The sequence below is a fragment of the Microbacterium sp. RD1 genome (assembly GCF_052220165.1).
In the GTDB taxonomy this organism is placed as follows: Bacteria; Actinomycetota; Actinomycetes; order Actinomycetales; family Microbacteriaceae; genus Microbacterium.
The window spans coordinates 1,753,941-1,769,162 of record NZ_JBQPOL010000001.1; the positions used below are offsets into that span (position 1 = coordinate 1,753,941).

Consider the following 15,222-nt stretch of genomic DNA (forward strand, 5'->3'; position numbering starts at 1 on the left):
TCGCCTCGCGTCCCCGGATGCACCGCGGGGCCGCCGGTAGGCTGGGACGGTGACGGTCCGGATCTACGACACGAAGGCGCAGGCGCTGCGCGACTTCACTCCCGTCGACCCCGAGAACGTGACGATGTACGTGTGCGGGCCCACCGTGCAGTCCGGGCCTCACATCGGGCACGTGCGGGCGGCGCTGAGCTTCGACATCCTGCGCCGCTGGCTGTCCCATCGCTTCGGCCGGGTGACCTTCGTCCGCAACGTCACCGACATCGACGACAAGGTGCTGGCCAACGCGACCGACGCGGAGCCGTGGTGGGCGCTGGCGTACCGCATGGAACTGGAGTTCTCACGGGCCTACGGCGCCGTCGGCATCCTGCCGCCGACGTACGAGCCGCGCGCCACCGCATCCATCCCGCAGATGCAGGAGATCATCGCCCGGCTCATCGAGGCCGGCCACGCCTACGCCGCCGATCCGGCCTCGGATGCCGCGGGAGACGTGTACTTCGACGTGCGGTCGTGGCCGTCGTACGGCTCCCTCACCCGCCAGTCCGTCGACGCGATGGAGGCCGCAGGCGACGCCGACCCGCGCGGGAAGCGCGCACCGCAGGACTTCGCGCTGTGGAAGGGTGCGAAGCCCGGCGAGCCCGACAGTGCATCGTGGGAGTCCCCGTGGGGACGCGGGCGGCCCGGATGGCACATCGAGTGCTCCGCCATGTCGCGCCGCTACCTCGGCCCCGAGTTCGACATCCACGGCGGCGGACTCGATCTGCGTTTCCCGCACCATGAGAACGAGCTCGCCCAGTCCACCGCAGCCGGCGACCCGTTCGCTCGCTACTGGGTGCACAACGGCCTCGTCACCGTCGACGGACAGAAGATGTCGAAGTCGCTCGGCAACTTCCTCCTCGCCGACGACGTGCTCCGCCGCGTCGATCCGCTCGTCGTGCGCTACGCCCTCGGGGCCGCGCACTACCGGTCGAGCCTCGACCTCTCCGATCGTGCGTTCGCGGAGGCCGAGGCCGCACTCGGGCGCATCCGGTCCTTCCAGGAGCGAGCACTGCGGATGCTGCGCGCCGACGCCGACCGTGCCGTCATGGCGGCCGTGCCCGAGCGGTTCGCCGCCGCGATGGACGACGACCTCGGGGTGCCGCAGGCGCTCGCCGTCGTGCACGAGACGGTACGCGAGGGAAACGTCGCGCTGGAGGCGGGCGACCGCGACGGCGTGCTGCGGGCCTTCGCGGACGTCGCCGTCATGACGGGTCTGCTCGGTGTTGACCCGCTCGATCCGTTCTGGCGGGGCGCGGACGCGGCACCCGAGACCGGTGCGCTCGATGCCCTTCTGACCAGGCTCCTGGCCCAGCGCGCCGACGCGCGCCGGGAGAAGGACTGGGCGACGGCCGACCGCATCCGGGACGCCATCGCCGCGGCCGGCGTGACGCTCGAAGACACCCCCGATGGAACAGTGTGGAGTATCAATGGCTAAGCCAGGAAACCCGTCCGCCGGGCGCGGCAAGAAGGGCCCCAGCAAGGGGTCGGGCGGCAAGAACCGTCGCTCGCTCGAGGGGCGCGGACCGACTCCGAAGGCGGAGGACCGTGCGTGGCACCCCGCCGGTAAGCGCAAGGCGGCCCAGGAGCGCTTCGCCGCTGCCGGCGGCAGGAGCCGGCCCGCCCAGCGCCCCGCATCCGGCGCCCAGAACCGCGGCGGCCGGGCGAAGCAGAGCGATGACACCGAGACGGTGACCGGGCGCAACTCCGTGCTCGAGGCCCTACGGGCCCGCATCCCCGCGACCGCGATGTACATCGCCCAGCGCGTCGAGATGGACGATCGCGTCAAGGAGATGCTGTCGATCGCGACCCACCGCGAGATCCCCGTGCTGGAGGTGACCCGCCCCGAACTGGATCGCATGGCCGGCTTCGACGGCGTGCACCAGGGCGTCGCCCTGAAGGTCCCGCCGTACGCGTACGCCCATCCGCAGGATCTTCTGGAGCGCGCGTCGGAGACGGGCGAGCTCCCGCTGCTGGTCGCGCTGGACGGCGTCACCGATCCCCGCAACCTCGGGGCCATCATCCGCTCGACGGCCGCGTTCGGCGGTCAGGGGCTCATCATCCCGCAGCGGCGGTCAGCCGGCGTGAACTCCGCGGCGTGGAAGACCAGCGCCGGCGCTGCCGCACGGATCCCGGTGGCTATCGCCCCGAACCTCACGAACACCCTCAAGGAGTTCAAGAAGCAGGGGGTGTTCGTCCTCGGCCTCGACGGTCACGGGGATGTGTCGCTGCCCGCGCTCGAGCTCGCCGACCGGCCCGTCGTCATCGTGGTGGGTTCGGAGGGCAAGGGGCTCTCGCGCCTGGTGACGGAGACGTGCGATCAGATCGTCTCGATCCCGATCTCCGCCAGCACGGAGTCCCTCAACGCCGGCATCGCCGCATCCGTCGCGCTCTACCAGGTGGCGACGCTGCGAGCCGTACGCGAGTAGGCCCGCAGCGCCGCCGATCCCGGCTTACTTCTTGTACTGATACGGGTTGTAGAGCACTTCGCTCTCGGGGATCTCGGGGTGCTGACCGGAGATCCAGTCATCGCCGACCTCGCGCTCGAGGTACGCTACGGTCTCATCGAGCTGAGCCCGGACACCGGGGAGGTCCCCGGCAGTCAGCCGGCCCTCCCACTTCACCACCTCACCGCCGACCAGCACGGTGTGCACATCGCCTCGCTGGGCCTGGTACACGACCTGTCCCCACGGGTTGATGAGCGGCGCCCAGGTCGGCGAGTGCTCGTTCTTCAGCAGCACGACGTCGGCGAGCTTGCCCTTCTCCAGCGAGCCGATCTGATCGCCCTTGCCGATGGCGTCCGCCCCGCCGCGCGTCGCCATGTGCACGACGTCTTCCGCGCGCAGCTTGACGTGCGTGATCGTCTCGGCCGGCTCGAGCTGGTGGGCCTGGTAGTGCTCGAGGGCCCGGTCCGCGTTCACGGTGGCACGCATGGCGGAGAACAGGTCGGCGCTGAACCACACGCTCGTGTCGACCGAGAGCGACGTGGGGATCCCGTAGCGGCGGAGGTGATGGATCGGGGGGTAACCCTGACCGCAGGTGTCCTCCGACTCCGTCGCGAGGGAGACGTTGCCGCCGGTCGCCGCGATCTTCTGGTACGACTCCGCCGACAGCGAGGCGGCGTGCACGTACGTGAAGCCCTCTTCCATGACGCCGGCGTCGTAGGCGTTCTTGATCCCCCAGTCGTTCGTGGCGCCCCACACCCCGGCGTGGGTCGTGACCCGGAGCCCCAGGTCCTTGGCCACGCGGTACGCCGCGAGCTCGGGGAAGTTCTCGTCCTGGTTGGGGACGTCGAAGGCGATCTGCGTCCCGAACATGCGGGAGTCGTCGCGGGACTTCGTCAGCAGAGCCTGGACCGCCGGATCGGCCGTCCACTCCCACGGCGACTCATGGATGTTGCCGTACGCGAAGACGAAGCGTCCGGGCGAGGACACCAGGGCGTCGAACGCGGCCTCGGCGTGCTCGACGGTGCGCAGTCCATGCGACCAGTCGAGGCTCGTGGTCACGCCCGATTCGATCGCATCCAAGGCCGAGATGAGGTTCCCCGCGGCGTAGTCCTGCGGGCGGAACTTCGCGCCGTGCTGCAGGTAGTACCAGACGAAGTACTGCGTGAGCGTCCAGTCCGCGCCGTAGGCGCGCATCGCCGTCTGCCACATGTGACGGTGGGTGTCCACCATCCCGGGCATCACGATCCCCCCGGCGGCGTCGATCTCGAACGTCCCGTCGGGGACGTTGAGCTGCTCGCCCACCTCGGCGATCTTGCCGTCGATGACGAGGACGTCGCCGCGGGGGAGGACAGTGTGGGAATCGTCCATCGTGAGGACGATCCCGTTGCGGAATACCGTGGGCTGACCCGGGGTCGGGGTGTCGGGCATGGGCGCTCATCCTCCTTGATTCGCTGTCTCCGTCGGTCGCGCCGGCGCGCGGGACTTCCGATCGGACGTGGACCAAAATTAAGCCATGCTGAACAGGCTTGTCCAGTGTTACTCCGGGGGGTTTCGTCGATGAAACCGCCCCGGATGCGGCCACGGCCGCCGCCACGTCGGCTTGACAAGCCCCGTGCCGGCGGATTGACTTCTGTTAAGCCGCACTGTACATGCCGTGCGGAACAACCATGGACGTGCGCCGTTCTTGCCATGGCGAGCGGGATCGCACTCAGCCTCGAAGGAGAGAAGTGAGCGAAAAGACCATCGTCGTCGTCGGGGGAACGTCGGGCATCGGCCTGGAGATCGCGAAGGACTGCATCGAGCGCGGGGACAGCGTGATCATCACGGGCCGCGACCGCGAGCGTGCCGTCGCCATCGCAGCTGATCTGGGACCGCGGGCACGCGGAATCGCCCTGGACATCTCCGAGCCGCACTCCATCGCCGCTCAGCTCGCCGACATCGATGTCGTGCACGGGCTGGTCCTCGCCGCGATCGAACGCGATGCCAACACCATCCGCGACTACGACATCGACCGTGCCGTGCGTCTGGTCACGCTCAAGCTCGTCGGGTATTCCGAGACCGTCCACACCCTGCTCGACCGCATGGACGCCAGCGTGGACACCGGGATCGTGCTGTTCGGCGGGCGGGCCAAGGACCTTCCGTATCCGGGATCGACGACGGTCTCCTCCATCAACGGCGGAGTGACCGGACTGGTGAACACGCTCGCGCTGGAGCTGGCTCCGATCCGTGTCAACGCGCTGCACCCCGGCATCATCGGTGACAGCCCGTTCTGGGCCAACAAGCCCGCGGGAGTGCTCGAGAACTACGAGAAGCACACGCCGGGAGGCGCCCTCGCGACCATGCGCGATGTCGTCGAGGCCACGCAGTTCCTGATGCGCAGCCGAGGGGTCTCGGCGGTCAACCTCTACGTCGATCGCGGCTCCACACTGCTCTGAGACGGCAGAGAAGGGGGTGCCCGCTTCTGCGGGCACCCCCTTCTCTGCACGCGGCAGGCTCGCCCGTCAGCCGAGGTCGCGGCGGCTGACCTCCGCGATCGCGCTCCAGTCCGCCTCGCGCAACTCCGGATCGGCGAGGGCGGTGTCGAAGACCTCCACGAGGGCCGGCATGGTCGCCGCCGTGACGCCCACGGAGGCGGCGACCTCCGCTGCCAGCCCGAGGTCCTTGCGCCCCAGCGCGATGTGGAAACCCGCGGGCGTGTATTCTTGGCGGGCGATGATCCGGCCGTAGTTCGTGTAGACGACCCCGCCGAAGAGTGTCTGGGAGAGGAGGTCGGTGAGGACCTCGGGAGCGATCCCGAGCCGCTCCGTCATCGCGACGGACTCTCCGATCGCCTGCATCGCATGGATGATGTTGTAGTTCACGACGGCCTTGACGGCGTTGGCGATCTCCGGGCGCTCGCCCAACCGCCACACGCGCTTGCCGAGGGTCTGCAGCAGCGGCTCGAGGGCATCCACGACGGGTCCGCTTCCCGCGGCGAGGACATTGAGCTGGCCGGCCGCGGCGACGTCGGGCCGGCCGAGCACCGGAGCCGCGACGTAGTGCGCCCCCGCCCGCGCGAACGCGGACGCGAGCCGCTCGGCCAGAGCAGGGCTGATCGACGCCGTCATGACGAGCGTGCGGCCCCCGAGCGCCGCGATCCTCTCCGCCGTGAGCACGGCCTCGGTCGCCTCGTCGTTCGCGAGCATCGCGAACGACACCTCCGCCTGAAGGGCCTCGAGCGGATCGGATGCGGCTCTCGCTCCGCGGGCGACCAGGGCCTCGACGGGTTCGCTCGAACGGTTCCACACGACGACGTCGTGCCCGGCGTCCACGAGCCGCGCGGCCATGCCCGATCCCATGGCGCCGAGCCCCAGGAACCCGAGAGTCCGGCGGTCCGACGGCGATGGGGAGGTCATGCCTCGCCGCGTCCCCACGTCGTGTTCCGGTGCGACTGCGCATCACGCTTCAGATTCAGCGGACCGTCGATCGTGTAGTAGCGCCGACCCGCGACGATGAGCTCTTCTGCGGGGAACTTGGTGATGACCTCGCATCCGTCGGCGGTCACGACGACCTCTTCCTCGATGCGCGCCGCGCCCCATCCGTCCGCGGACGGCCAGTACGTCTCCAGCGCGAAGACCATCCCCTCCTCGAGGACCTCGGGGTGGTCGAAGGACGTCAGACGGGAGAAGATCGGCTTCTCCCAGATCGACAGCCCCACGCCGTGCCCGTACTGGAGGGCGAAGGCGGCCATCTCGTCGGCGAAGCCGAACTCCTGCGCGGCGGGCCACACCGCGACGATGTCGGCGGTGGTGGCGCCCGGCCGGACGAGCGCGATGGCGCGGTCCATGTACTCTCGGGCGCGCGTGTAGGCGTCGCGCTGGGCCTGGCTGGCGGAGCCGACGGCGAACGTGCGGTAGTAGCAGGTGCGATAGCCGTTCCAGCTGTGCAGGATGTCGAAGAACGCCGGGTCGCCAGGGCGGATGAGGCGGTCGGAGAAGACGTGGGGATGCGGTGAGCACCGCTCGCCCGAGATGGCGTTGACGCCCTCGACGTATTCCGAACCCAGATCGTAGAGAGTCTTCGCGACGACCCCCACCGCTTCGTTCTCCCGCACGCCAGGGCGAAGGAAGCGGTACAGCTCCTCATACGCGGCGTCGACCATGGATGCGGCCTGGGTGAGCAGCCGGATCTCGTCCGACGTCTTGATGCGGCGAGCCTCCATGAACACCTGCTGCCCGTCGACGACCTCGATGCCTTCCTTCTGCAGCGCGATGAGGACGGGCAGCTCGATGACGTCGACGCCGAGGGGCTCGTTCGCCAGGCCGAACTTCTCCAGCTCTCTCTTGATCTTGCGGGCGACGTCGCCGGCCAGATCCGCGTCGGGCGGGAAGGCGCCACGCAGCGTCGACAGTCCGGCGCGTGCGCCGCTTTCCGCGCGCGGTCGTTTGGCGCCCTCATGCGGCGCGTTCGGATCGGCGTCGAACTCCTGCGTCGTCACGTCGAGCCACGGGTTGTACAGGGCGTGGTGCTTCGCGGCCGATCCGAAATCCCAGACGATCGGGTCACTCTTGCGCGTCAGCAGCGCGAAGCGGATGAGCTTGTCCATCGCCCACGTGCCGATGTGCGTGGCGCTCATGTATCGGATGTTGGAGAAGTCGAACGCCAGCACGGCACCCAGATGCGACGACTCCAGCTGCGCGTGAAGGCGCGCCAGCCGCGCGTCGCGCAGGCGGTCCATGTCGACGCGCTGTTCCCAATCGACCGCATTCGTGCCAGTCGTGCCGGTGCTCTTCATCGAATCCTCCAGAGTCGCTCTTCCCGGAGCGGTATGTACAGTGCAACTTAACACTTGAAGAGCGAGGATCGCCAGAAGACGTCGCGAACCGCCGTTTCGCGCGACGAGCGCCTCCCTCTCGGGGTGCGCGTATCGACCGACGCTTGACAGTGGTCCTGGCATCCGCCATTTACAATGGCGCAAGCACGATCGCTGACCACACGGAGTCGGCCGACGTCGACGGTGGGAGTCACGACATGGCGGACAGTCTCGGGTCACGGCTGCGGCAGGCCCGCCAACAGCGCGGCTTGAGCCTTCGCTCGGTGGCACAGGCGCTCGGTGTCTCGGCCAGTCTCGTCTCCCAGGTCGAGATCGGAAAGACGCAGCCCTCCGTGTCGACGCTGTACGCCCTCGCCAACCACCTGGGCGTCTCGCTGGACGAGCTCCTCGGGCTCGCCGCTCCCGCGGCCCGCACCCCATCGATGTTCGGCCACCACGGCGATGCGCTCCCCGATGTCCAGCACGCCGACGACAACCCCGTCATCGACATGGAGAACGGCGTGCGATGGGAGCGCCTGGCGGCGGGAGCGGGCGGCCCCGCCGACGCCCTGCTCGTCACGTACCAGCCGGGGGCCAGCAGCTCCATCGAGGGCAAGCACATGCGACACGCGGGTGTCGAGTACGCCTACCTGTTGGAGGGTGAGCTCACCCTGCACCTCGATTTCGACACCCACGTGCTTCGCCCCGGCGACTCCTTGCAGTTCGACTCGCTGCGACCCCACCTGTACTCCAACCGCGGGAGCACGGTTGCGCGCGGGGTGTGGTTCGTCGTCGGCCGTCGCCTGCACAACCAAAGCACGCCGGACGCCCCGGGTGCGGAGCTCGGCCGGGGCGCGCCGGCATCCGCCGTGGACGTGCTGCGGGCGATGGACGAGCTTTCCTGACCTCTCGTCGGTCAGGAGCGCGCGTGCTGCGCGGCACGCGGCGACGTGGCCCACGGGTCGATCAGCGTCTTGATCTGGGTGCCGCCCCCCTCGAGCAGCGGGCGCAGCCCGTCGTCGACGAGCCCGTCGAGAGGGACGACCCGCCGGGCGATGTCGGACCAGTCCTCCCGCGTGCCGAGCAACCTGACGGCCTCCGGGAAGTCGTCGCGGAAGACGTGCGCCACGGTTCCGATGATCGTGTACTCGCGAAGGGTCCACGAGCCCAGCGGCAGCGCGGGCTCACCACGCTGGATCCCGACGGGCACGATCGTCGATCCGGGACGGGCTGTCTCCAGAACGGAGGCCAGACCGGGTGCGGACCCGCTCACCTCGAAGAAGACGTCGACGTCGAATCCGAGTTCGGCGACCTTCTCCGCCAGGGGCATGCTGCCCGACAGCAGCGCCTCGCTCGCCCCCAAGGTGAGCGCCAGGTCGAGCCGGCTCTGGTTCAGATCGACCACGAGCACGCGTGCACCGGTCGCGGCGGCGGCGACGGTGATGAAGGCGCCGATACCGCCGATGCCGATGATGACGGCATCCTGGCCGGCGGTCAGTCCGCTCCGGCGCACCGCATGGACGGCGATCGCCATGGGCTGCGCGAGTCCGAGGGTGTCATCGCTCAGTCCCGAGTCGCTGACGTCGAGCACGATCGCGGCCGGCGCGACGACGTACTGGGCCAGACCACCGTCGTGGTGGAACCCGAGCGTCGTGTACGAGCGACACAGATTCGTCCGGCCGCTCCGGCACGGCTTGCACGTTCCGCAGGAGATGCCGGCCCCGCAGACCACGGTGTCACCGACCCGGAGATCGTCCACGCCGGGTCCCAGCGCGTCGACAGTTCCGGTGAACTCGTGGCCGAGGGTCACCGGCGGGGCGGCGAGGACGAGCCCGCGTCCGAATTCGGTGGCGTCGCTGCCGCAGACTCCGCAGACGGCGACCCTGATGCGGACCTCGCCGGGTCCCGGTTCCGGGATCTGGCGCTCCTCGACCCGCAGGTCTCCGACGTCGTGCAGCACGGCGGCGCGCATGGTGCTCACTGGAACGAGCCCTGTGAGACCTCGAGCTGCACGGCGCTTCGCTCCGCGAGCATGTTCCCGAGGAGAGACGCATAGACCTCTTGGTGGAGCGGGTGATCCAGATAGGTGTCGAGCCCCGCCTTGTCATCCATGAGAGCGGCCACCCCGAAATCGCTGCCGCCCGGCCGGAGGTGGAGATTCGCGCCCGCCGAATACGACCGGATCTCCGGGATCTGCGCGGCCATCTCGTGCAGGGCCTGCGTCAGCGCGTCGACGTCGGCCGGTCCGACGTGCTCTTTCCAGCGGAAGGTCGCGATGTGGAGGATCATTCGGTTCTCTCCTCATTGAGGGTGAATGGATGCTGTCAAGTGTAGTTGAACAGACGTCGGGTGAGACCGGCATTTCCGCGCAGAAGTGCGGTCATCGTGTACATCCCTACTGTATCGTTGGCGGCACCGCGAGGGAGGACCGTCATGTCGGATCAGCGGATCGCAGTTCTCGGCGCCGGCGCCAACGGTGCCTCGATCGGTGCGGATCTCATCGCCGCGGGGCGGGACGTGACGCTCATCGAGCAATGGCCGTCGCACGTGGAGGCGATGCGCGCCGATGGGTTGCGCATCCTCTCCGATGCCGGCGAATTGCACGTGCGCCCCCGAGTCATCCATCTGTGCGAAGTCGCCGAGCTGACGGAGGACTTCGACGTGGTGCTGATGCTCGTGAAGGCGTACGACTCGCGGTGGGCGGCGCAGCTGATCGAGCCGCACCTGGCGTCCGACGGGCTGCTGGCCGGTGTGCAGAACGGCATGACGACATCCATCGTGCGGGACGTCGTCGGGGCTCGCCGGACGGTCGGATCCGTCATCGAATGCTCCGCCACGATGACGGAGCCGGGGATCGTTCATCGGCACACGGGTGTGGATCGGTCGTGGTACGCCGTGGGAGAGGTCCACGGCGGACGCGAGGGCGGCGCCGCCGAGGTGGGGGAGCTGCTGGCGACGAGCGGGACGGTCGCCACCTTCGACGACATCGAGTCGGCCAAGTGGATGAAGCTCGTGAGCAACTGCACCCTGCTTGTGACGTCGGCGATCCTGGGTCTCCCCATGCTCGACGCGCTCGCGCTTCCCGGTTATCGCGAGGTCATGGTCGCGGCCGGCAACGAGGCGCTCGCCGTCGGTCAGGCGCTCGGCCACACCGTCCTTCCGATCTTCGGGCTGCAGCCGCAGGAGATCGCCGACCCCGAGCGCGTCGTGGACATCATGACCGACAAGCTCTTCGCGGGATTCGTCGTGCCGGGCGCGACCACCACGGTGCTGCAGGACTGGCGCAAAGATCGTCGCTCCGAGGCGGGCGAGCTCAACGGCCATGTCGACGCCGAGGGGGCGCGTCTGGGCATACCGACGCCGGTCAACACGCGCGTCGTCGAGCTCGCTCGTCGGATCGAGCGGCGCGAGGCGGTGCCCGACGTCGCCCATCTGGACGCGCTCCGCGACGCTCTCGCGTGACCGGGCGCGTTCCGCGGTGCTGACGATCCCGCACCGCTGCGCGCCGGCGGCGCCGCGGCCGCCGGGAATACCGGGGCGCGTAGCCGTCTTGGCCTGAGTGACCCTGCTTGGACGAAAGGATCTGGACGTGGCTCGTATCGCTGTTCTCGGAGGAACCGGCTACGCCGGAAGTCACATCGTTCGTGAGGCGGTGGACCGCGGCCACACCGTCGTCTCGGTCGCCCGCTCGGTTCCGTCCGAGCGCGTCGAGGGCGCCACGTACATCGAGGGCAACATCCTCGACGTTCCGACCCTCGTTCGCGAGCTCGAGGGCGTGGAGGTCGTCGTGTCGGCGGTGGCTCCCCGCGGCGACATGCTGGGAAAGGTCCGGCCCGCGCTTGCGGAGCTGTTCGCGGCGCTCGCGCCCGAGGTGCGCGTCGGCGTGATCGGCGGGGCCGGCGGCAGCCTCGTCGCGCCGGACGGTCCGCGCGTGGTCGACACCGAGGGGTTCACCGAGGACTACAAGCCCGAGGCCCTCGAGGCCATCGGTGTCCTCGAGGACCTGCAGTCGGGCACCGGTGGGCGCGAGTGGTTCTACGTGCACCCGGCGGGAGGGTTCGGCGTCTGGGCTCCCGGCGAGCGCACCGGCCGGTACCGCGACGGCGGCGACGTGCTCGTCGTGGGGGAGGACGGCGAATCCTTCATCTCCGGATTCGACCTCGCGGTGGCGATCGTGGACGAGATCGAGACCGGGGCGCACACCGGCCGACGTTTCACCGTCGGCTACTAGACGAGATCGCGCCAGTCCACCGCATCCTCGTCGTCGTCGACGACGGGGATCGCTTCGGTGAGCACCGGCAGCGACACGGTGTCGGTGGGCGGTCCCATGACGGTGGCCTCGTCTCGGCGGTGACGGAGGACGTCTTCGACGTAGGACGTCAGCACCTCGGCGATCGGAACCGAGCGCCCGCGCGCCTGAGACATGTACCAGCGGTGTTCGAGCACCTGATGGAACACCTCGGCCGGCTCGAGCTTCGCCCGCAGATCGAACGGGATCGCCATCACCACGGGCTCGAACACGCGCGTCAGCCATTCGTGCGCGACCATCTCCTCGTCGGATCCGAGCCGAGACACCCGGGCGCGGAATTCGTCGAGGTCGTTGAGGAGCCGGCGCGCCTGGTTCTCTTCGACGTCGAGTCCGGTGAGGCGAAGAAGACGCCGCTGATGGTGGCCGGCGTCAACGACCTTCGGCTGGATGGACACCCGCGTACCGTCAGGGGTGGTGTCGATCGACATCTCGCCGATGTCGAATCCGAGCGCGTTCAGGCGCTGCACGCGCTCGGTGATGCGCCAGGACTCATCGACGGCGAACGTCTCCCGGTCGGTGAGCGCCCCCCACAACGAGCGGTACGACGACACGATCCCGTCGGCGATCTGCACGGCGTCGATGCCGCCCTCCAGGCGCCCGCCCGCTTCGAGGTCCATGATCTCGCCGGCGATGTTGGTGCGCGCGACGTCGAGATCGTGCTCCCGCTGTCCCCGCGTCAGCCCGCTCTCGTGCAGCTCGCCGGTCTCGGCATCGACGAGGTAGGCCGCGAACGCTCCCGCATCGCGGCGGAAGAGGGTGTTCGACAGCGAGACGTCACCCCAGAAGAACCCGACGTTGTGCAGGCGCACGAGAAGGACGGCGAGCGCATCCACGAGGCGGGTCGCGGTGTGCGGCCGGAGCACCTGCGTGAAGAGGGCGCGGTAGGGGAGGGAGAACCTCAGATGAGCCGTCACGAGTGCGGCGGGAAGGGCCGCGCCGGAGGAATCCGTCCGCCCCGCCACCACCGCGACGCGCTCGACGCACGGCGCGGCGAGGCGGTGAAGGTTTCCGAGCATGTCGTACTCGCGCCGCGCCATCTCGGCCGTGGTCTCCTTCACGGCCACGACGCGGCCGGAGAGGTTCGCGAAACGGACGAGGTGGCGCGAGATCCCCTTGGGCAGATACACGATCGTGCTGCTGGGCCATTCGCCGAGCGGTGTCGACCAGGGCAGCGACAGCAGGCCGGGGTCGACCGAGCTCGCGGTGATGTTGAGGGACTCGGCCACGGAAACCTCCCGCAGATGCCGACGCGGCGCGGGCCGCTCAGGCCGCCCGCGCCGCGTCAGGATGTCGGTCAGGCCGAGACGACCGGCTTGTCGTTGAGACGCTCGCCGGAGTCGACGTCGAACGCGTGAACGTGGCCGGCGGTGGCGGCGAGGGTCACGGTCTCACCCGCGTTGGGGTGGCTGCGGCCGTCGACGCGCGCGACGAGATCGGTGCGCTTGCCGTTGATGTCGGTGTGCCCGTAGAGGTACCCGTCGGCGCCGAGCTCCTCGACGAGGTCGACATGCACCGAGAGGCCCTTGCCGTCGGCGGGGCCGACCACGATGTCCTCGGGGCGGACGCCGACCGTGACCTGGCTGCCGTTGGCGCGGCCGACCGTGTCGCGATCCAGCGGGACGACCTCATCGCCGAACAGCACGCCGCCCTCGGCGAGGTCGGCCGAGAACAGGTTCATGGCCGGGGAGCCGATGAAGCCGGCGACGAACACGTTGTTCGGCTTCTCGTAGAGGTCGCGGGGGCTTCCGACCTGCTGGAGGATGCCGTCCTTGAGCACTGCGATCCGGTCGCCCATGGTGAGCGCCTCGGTCTGGTCGTGGGTGACGTAGACGGTGGTGACGCCCAGGCGGCGCTGCAGCGACGCGATCTGGGTGCGCGTCTGCACGCGCAGCTTCGCGTCGAGGTTCGACAGCGGCTCGTCCATGAGGAACACCTGCGGCTGGCGCACGATCGCGCGCCCCATGGCGACGCGCTGCCGCTGGCCGCCGGAGAGGGCCTTCGGCTTGCGGGTGAGGTACTCCTCGAGGTCGAGGAGCTTGGCGGCCTCCAGAACGCGCGAGGCGCGCTCTTCCTTGCCGACGCCGGCGATCTTGAGGGCGAAGCCCATGTTCTCGGCGACCGTCATGTGCGGGTACAGCGCGTAGTTCTGGAAGACCATCGCGATGTCGCGGTCCTTCGGCGGGACGTCGGTGACGTCGCGGTCGCCGATGAGGATGCGGCCGGAGTTGACCTCTTCGAGACCGGCGAGCATGCGCAGGGACGTGGACTTGCCGCATCCGGAGGGACCGACCAGGACGAGGAACTCGCCGTCGCCCACTTCGAGGTTGAGCTTGTCCACGGCGGGGCGCGTGCCCCCGGGGTACAGGCGGGTTGCGTTGTCGAACGTGACGGACGCCATGTTTTCTTCTCCTTCACCGGCAGGTACGTGCCGGACGATCCGTAGTGAGGAATGAGCGGGGGCTTGGCCCGCACGCCCGCCAGTGGGCGCGTCCTCAGTATGCCACGCAGCATCCGCGTCTGGGTTTTTCCCAGGCTGCCTGGCTAGCATCGACTCTTGGTCGCTCCACCCGCGCGACCCGCCGGATGCCCGGCCCACGATCGGTTTCAGAGGTTTCATGTCGAACGACGAGACGCCGCAGGTGCCTGCGACACGTCACCGCAGGGAAGCGGTGCGCGAGAAGGCCCAGCTGGTGCAGGCGAAGCAGTCGCGCTCGCGCTGGGTACGCCGGGCGGTCGTGGGTGTCGCGGCGCTGATCGTCGTCGCCGGTGGCACCTTCGCGGTGATCTGGGCCTTCACCGAGATGGGCCCGAAGCCGCTGGTGAAGCCCTTCGCCGCCCAGGACGACGGGTTCGCGATCACCTCGGTGACCGGGGTCGCCGACGGTCAGGACGCGACGGTGGACGACAGCACCGGTCAGGCAGACCCGGAGGTCACCGCCGAAGAGCCGACGCCGACGCCCACCCCGACCGTGGCCAGCGCCGTCGACATCCGCGTCTACGTCGACTACCTCTCCACCGGGGCTCGCGAGTTCCAGATCGCGAACTCCGCGCAGCTGAAGAAGTGGGTCAGCCAGGACGCGGCCACCCTGACGTACTTCCCGGTGGCCATGCTCACTTCCAAGTCCAACGGCACCAAGTACTCGCTGCGGGCGGCGGGCGCGGCAGCCTGCGTCGCCACGTACTCGCCCGACACGTTCTACGCCTACAACGACGAGCTGTTGCGCAAGCAGCCCGCTGTCGACTCCGACGGCATGAGCGACGACGAGCTCGCCGACCTCGCGCAGGCGGCAGGTGTCACGGCCTCGAAGGTGGTGCGCACCTGCATCGAGGAGGGTTCCTTCGCGGCCTGGGCGCGGTCCGCCACCGATCGCGCCCTCAACGGCATCCCCGACACCGATGGGGTGGCGCTGATGGGGACGCCGACGATCCTGGTCAACGGCACCCCGTACGTCGGCGATCTGAGCGACCCGAAGGAGTTCGCCCAGTTCGTGCTGACCGTCGCGAGCGACGCGTACTACCGCACTCCGACTCCGACTCCGACACCGTCGCCGTCGGCCTCGGCGGAGGAGCCGACACCGGCTCCCACGTCCTGATCGAAAGAGCTCACCCGGTAGCCTGAACCGACACCTGCTCGGAAGGCC

The 15,222-nt window shown here is 69.3% G+C and carries 14 protein-coding genes; 7 read left to right on the forward strand and 7 right to left on the reverse strand.

The genetic code is table 11. The annotated features are described in order from the left end of the window. The first annotated feature begins 49 nt into the window (after window positions 1-49). Together cysS and rlmB are read left to right on the forward strand one after the other, a co-directional pair. Complete coding sequence (gene cysS, locus ACTU3I_RS08540) at window positions 50-1,471, forward strand: cysteine--tRNA ligase (RefSeq protein ID WP_442925235.1); 1,422 nt, start codon at window positions 50-52, stop codon at window positions 1,469-1,471. Continuing rightward, a complete protein-coding gene (gene rlmB, locus ACTU3I_RS08545; protein ID WP_442925236.1) occupies window positions 1,464-2,462 on the forward strand; it encodes a 23S rRNA (guanosine(2251)-2'-O)-methyltransferase RlmB in 999 nt (332 codons plus the stop codon). The genes cysS and rlmB overlap by 8 nt, the downstream gene beginning before the upstream one ends. Before the next feature lie 24 nt (window positions 2,463-2,486). Here the strand turns inward: rlmB and ACTU3I_RS08550 are convergent, their stop codons facing one another. Further along, window positions 2,487-3,908 carry an amidohydrolase family protein gene (locus ACTU3I_RS08550; protein ID WP_442925237.1) on the reverse strand — a complete coding sequence of 474 codons (1,422 nt, stop codon included), beginning with the start codon at window positions 3,906-3,908 and terminating at the stop codon, window positions 2,487-2,489. A 299-nt stretch (window positions 3,909-4,207) separates the two neighbouring features. Here ACTU3I_RS08550 and ACTU3I_RS08555 point away from each other — a divergent pair, with 299 nt between their 5' ends. After that, on the forward strand, window positions 4,208-4,915 hold the full coding sequence (locus ACTU3I_RS08555) for an SDR family NAD(P)-dependent oxidoreductase (RefSeq protein ID WP_442925238.1): 708 nt from the start codon (window positions 4,208-4,210) through the stop codon (window positions 4,913-4,915). Between the two features lie 66 nt (window positions 4,916-4,981). Here ACTU3I_RS08555 and ACTU3I_RS08560 read toward each other — a convergent pair whose 3' ends face one another. Together ACTU3I_RS08560 and ACTU3I_RS08565 are read right to left on the reverse strand one after the other, a co-directional pair. Then, window positions 4,982-5,875 (reverse strand): NAD(P)-dependent oxidoreductase, encoded by an 894-nt coding sequence (locus ACTU3I_RS08560; protein WP_442925239.1) that lies wholly within the window; start codon window positions 5,873-5,875, stop codon window positions 4,982-4,984. Further along, window positions 5,872-7,254, reverse strand: coding sequence for a M24 family metallopeptidase (locus ACTU3I_RS08565; RefSeq protein ID WP_442925240.1), 1,383 nt, complete (start codon window positions 7,252-7,254; stop codon window positions 5,872-5,874). The genes ACTU3I_RS08560 and ACTU3I_RS08565 overlap by 4 nt, the downstream gene beginning before the upstream one ends. A gap of 236 nt (window positions 7,255-7,490) precedes the next feature. Between ACTU3I_RS08565 and ACTU3I_RS08570 the strand changes: the two genes are divergently transcribed. After that, window positions 7,491-8,177: a helix-turn-helix domain-containing protein gene (locus ACTU3I_RS08570; RefSeq protein ID WP_442925241.1), complete on the forward strand. Its 687-nt coding sequence runs from the start codon at window positions 7,491-7,493 to the stop codon at window positions 8,175-8,177. 11 nt (window positions 8,178-8,188) lie between these two features. Here the strand turns inward: ACTU3I_RS08570 and ACTU3I_RS08575 are convergent, their stop codons facing one another. Continuing rightward, window positions 8,189-9,244 carry a zinc-dependent alcohol dehydrogenase gene (locus ACTU3I_RS08575; protein WP_442925312.1) on the reverse strand — a complete coding sequence of 352 codons (1,056 nt, stop codon included), beginning with the start codon at window positions 9,242-9,244 and terminating at the stop codon, window positions 8,189-8,191. Window positions 9,245-9,249: 5 nt separating this feature from the next. Next, window positions 9,250-9,561, reverse strand: coding sequence for a Dabb family protein (locus ACTU3I_RS08580; RefSeq protein ID WP_442925242.1), 312 nt, complete (start codon window positions 9,559-9,561; stop codon window positions 9,250-9,252). Between the two features lie 144 nt (window positions 9,562-9,705). On the opposite strand from ACTU3I_RS08580, the gene ACTU3I_RS08585 reads away from it, so the two are divergent. Then, complete coding sequence (locus ACTU3I_RS08585; protein ID WP_442925243.1) at window positions 9,706-10,734, forward strand: ketopantoate reductase family protein; 1,029 nt, start codon at window positions 9,706-9,708, stop codon at window positions 10,732-10,734. A gap of 127 nt (window positions 10,735-10,861) precedes the next feature. Continuing rightward, window positions 10,862-11,503, forward strand: a complete 642-nt coding sequence (locus ACTU3I_RS08590; RefSeq protein ID WP_442925244.1) for an NAD(P)-dependent oxidoreductase — start codon at window positions 10,862-10,864, stop codon at window positions 11,501-11,503. Here the strand turns inward: ACTU3I_RS08590 and ACTU3I_RS08595 are convergent. Both ACTU3I_RS08595 and ACTU3I_RS08600 read right to left on the reverse strand, forming a co-directional pair. Next, the gene (locus ACTU3I_RS08595; RefSeq protein WP_442925245.1) at window positions 11,500-12,807 is read right to left on the reverse strand and encodes a DUF4032 domain-containing protein; all 1,308 of its coding nucleotides are present in this window, start codon (window positions 12,805-12,807) and stop codon (window positions 11,500-11,502) included. The genes ACTU3I_RS08590 and ACTU3I_RS08595 overlap by 4 nt on opposite strands. Before the next feature lie 68 nt (window positions 12,808-12,875). Further along, complete coding sequence (locus ACTU3I_RS08600) at window positions 12,876-13,979, reverse strand: ABC transporter ATP-binding protein (RefSeq protein ID WP_442925246.1); 1,104 nt, start codon at window positions 13,977-13,979, stop codon at window positions 12,876-12,878. Between the two features lie 217 nt (window positions 13,980-14,196). Between ACTU3I_RS08600 and ACTU3I_RS08605 the strand changes: the two genes are divergently transcribed. Then, the gene (locus ACTU3I_RS08605; RefSeq protein WP_442925247.1) at window positions 14,197-15,174 is read left to right on the forward strand and encodes a DsbA family protein; all 978 of its coding nucleotides are present in this window, start codon (window positions 14,197-14,199) and stop codon (window positions 15,172-15,174) included. Window positions 15,175-15,222: the final 48 nt, after the last annotated feature.

Coding starts and splice junctions, on each gene's coding strand:
- ACTU3I_RS08570 (WP_442925241.1), top strand. CDS start 7,491: ATGGCGGACAGTCTCGGGTCACGGCTGCGGCAGGCCCGCCAACAGCGC.
- rlmB (WP_442925236.1), top strand. CDS start 1,464: ATGGCTAAGCCAGGAAACCCGTCCGCCGGGCGCGGCAAGAAGGGCCCC.
- ACTU3I_RS08580 (WP_442925242.1), bottom strand. CDS start 9,561: ATGATCCTCCACATCGCGACCTTCCGCTGGAAAGAGCACGTCGGACCG.
- ACTU3I_RS08605 (WP_442925247.1), top strand. CDS start 14,197: ATGTCGAACGACGAGACGCCGCAGGTGCCTGCGACACGTCACCGCAGG.
- ACTU3I_RS08560 (WP_442925239.1), bottom strand. CDS start 5,875: ATGACCTCCCCATCGCCGTCGGACCGCCGGACTCTCGGGTTCCTGGGG.
- ACTU3I_RS08550 (WP_442925237.1), bottom strand. CDS start 3,908: ATGCCCGACACCCCGACCCCGGGTCAGCCCACGGTATTCCGCAACGGG.
- ACTU3I_RS08600 (WP_442925246.1), bottom strand. CDS start 13,979: ATGGCGTCCGTCACGTTCGACAACGCAACCCGCCTGTACCCCGGGGGC.
- ACTU3I_RS08585 (WP_442925243.1), top strand. CDS start 9,706: ATGTCGGATCAGCGGATCGCAGTTCTCGGCGCCGGCGCCAACGGTGCC.
- ACTU3I_RS08575 (WP_442925312.1), bottom strand. CDS start 9,244: ATGCGCGCCGCCGTGCTGCACGACGTCGGAGACCTGCGGGTCGAGGAG.
- ACTU3I_RS08565 (WP_442925240.1), bottom strand. CDS start 7,254: ATGAAGAGCACCGGCACGACTGGCACGAATGCGGTCGATTGGGAACAG.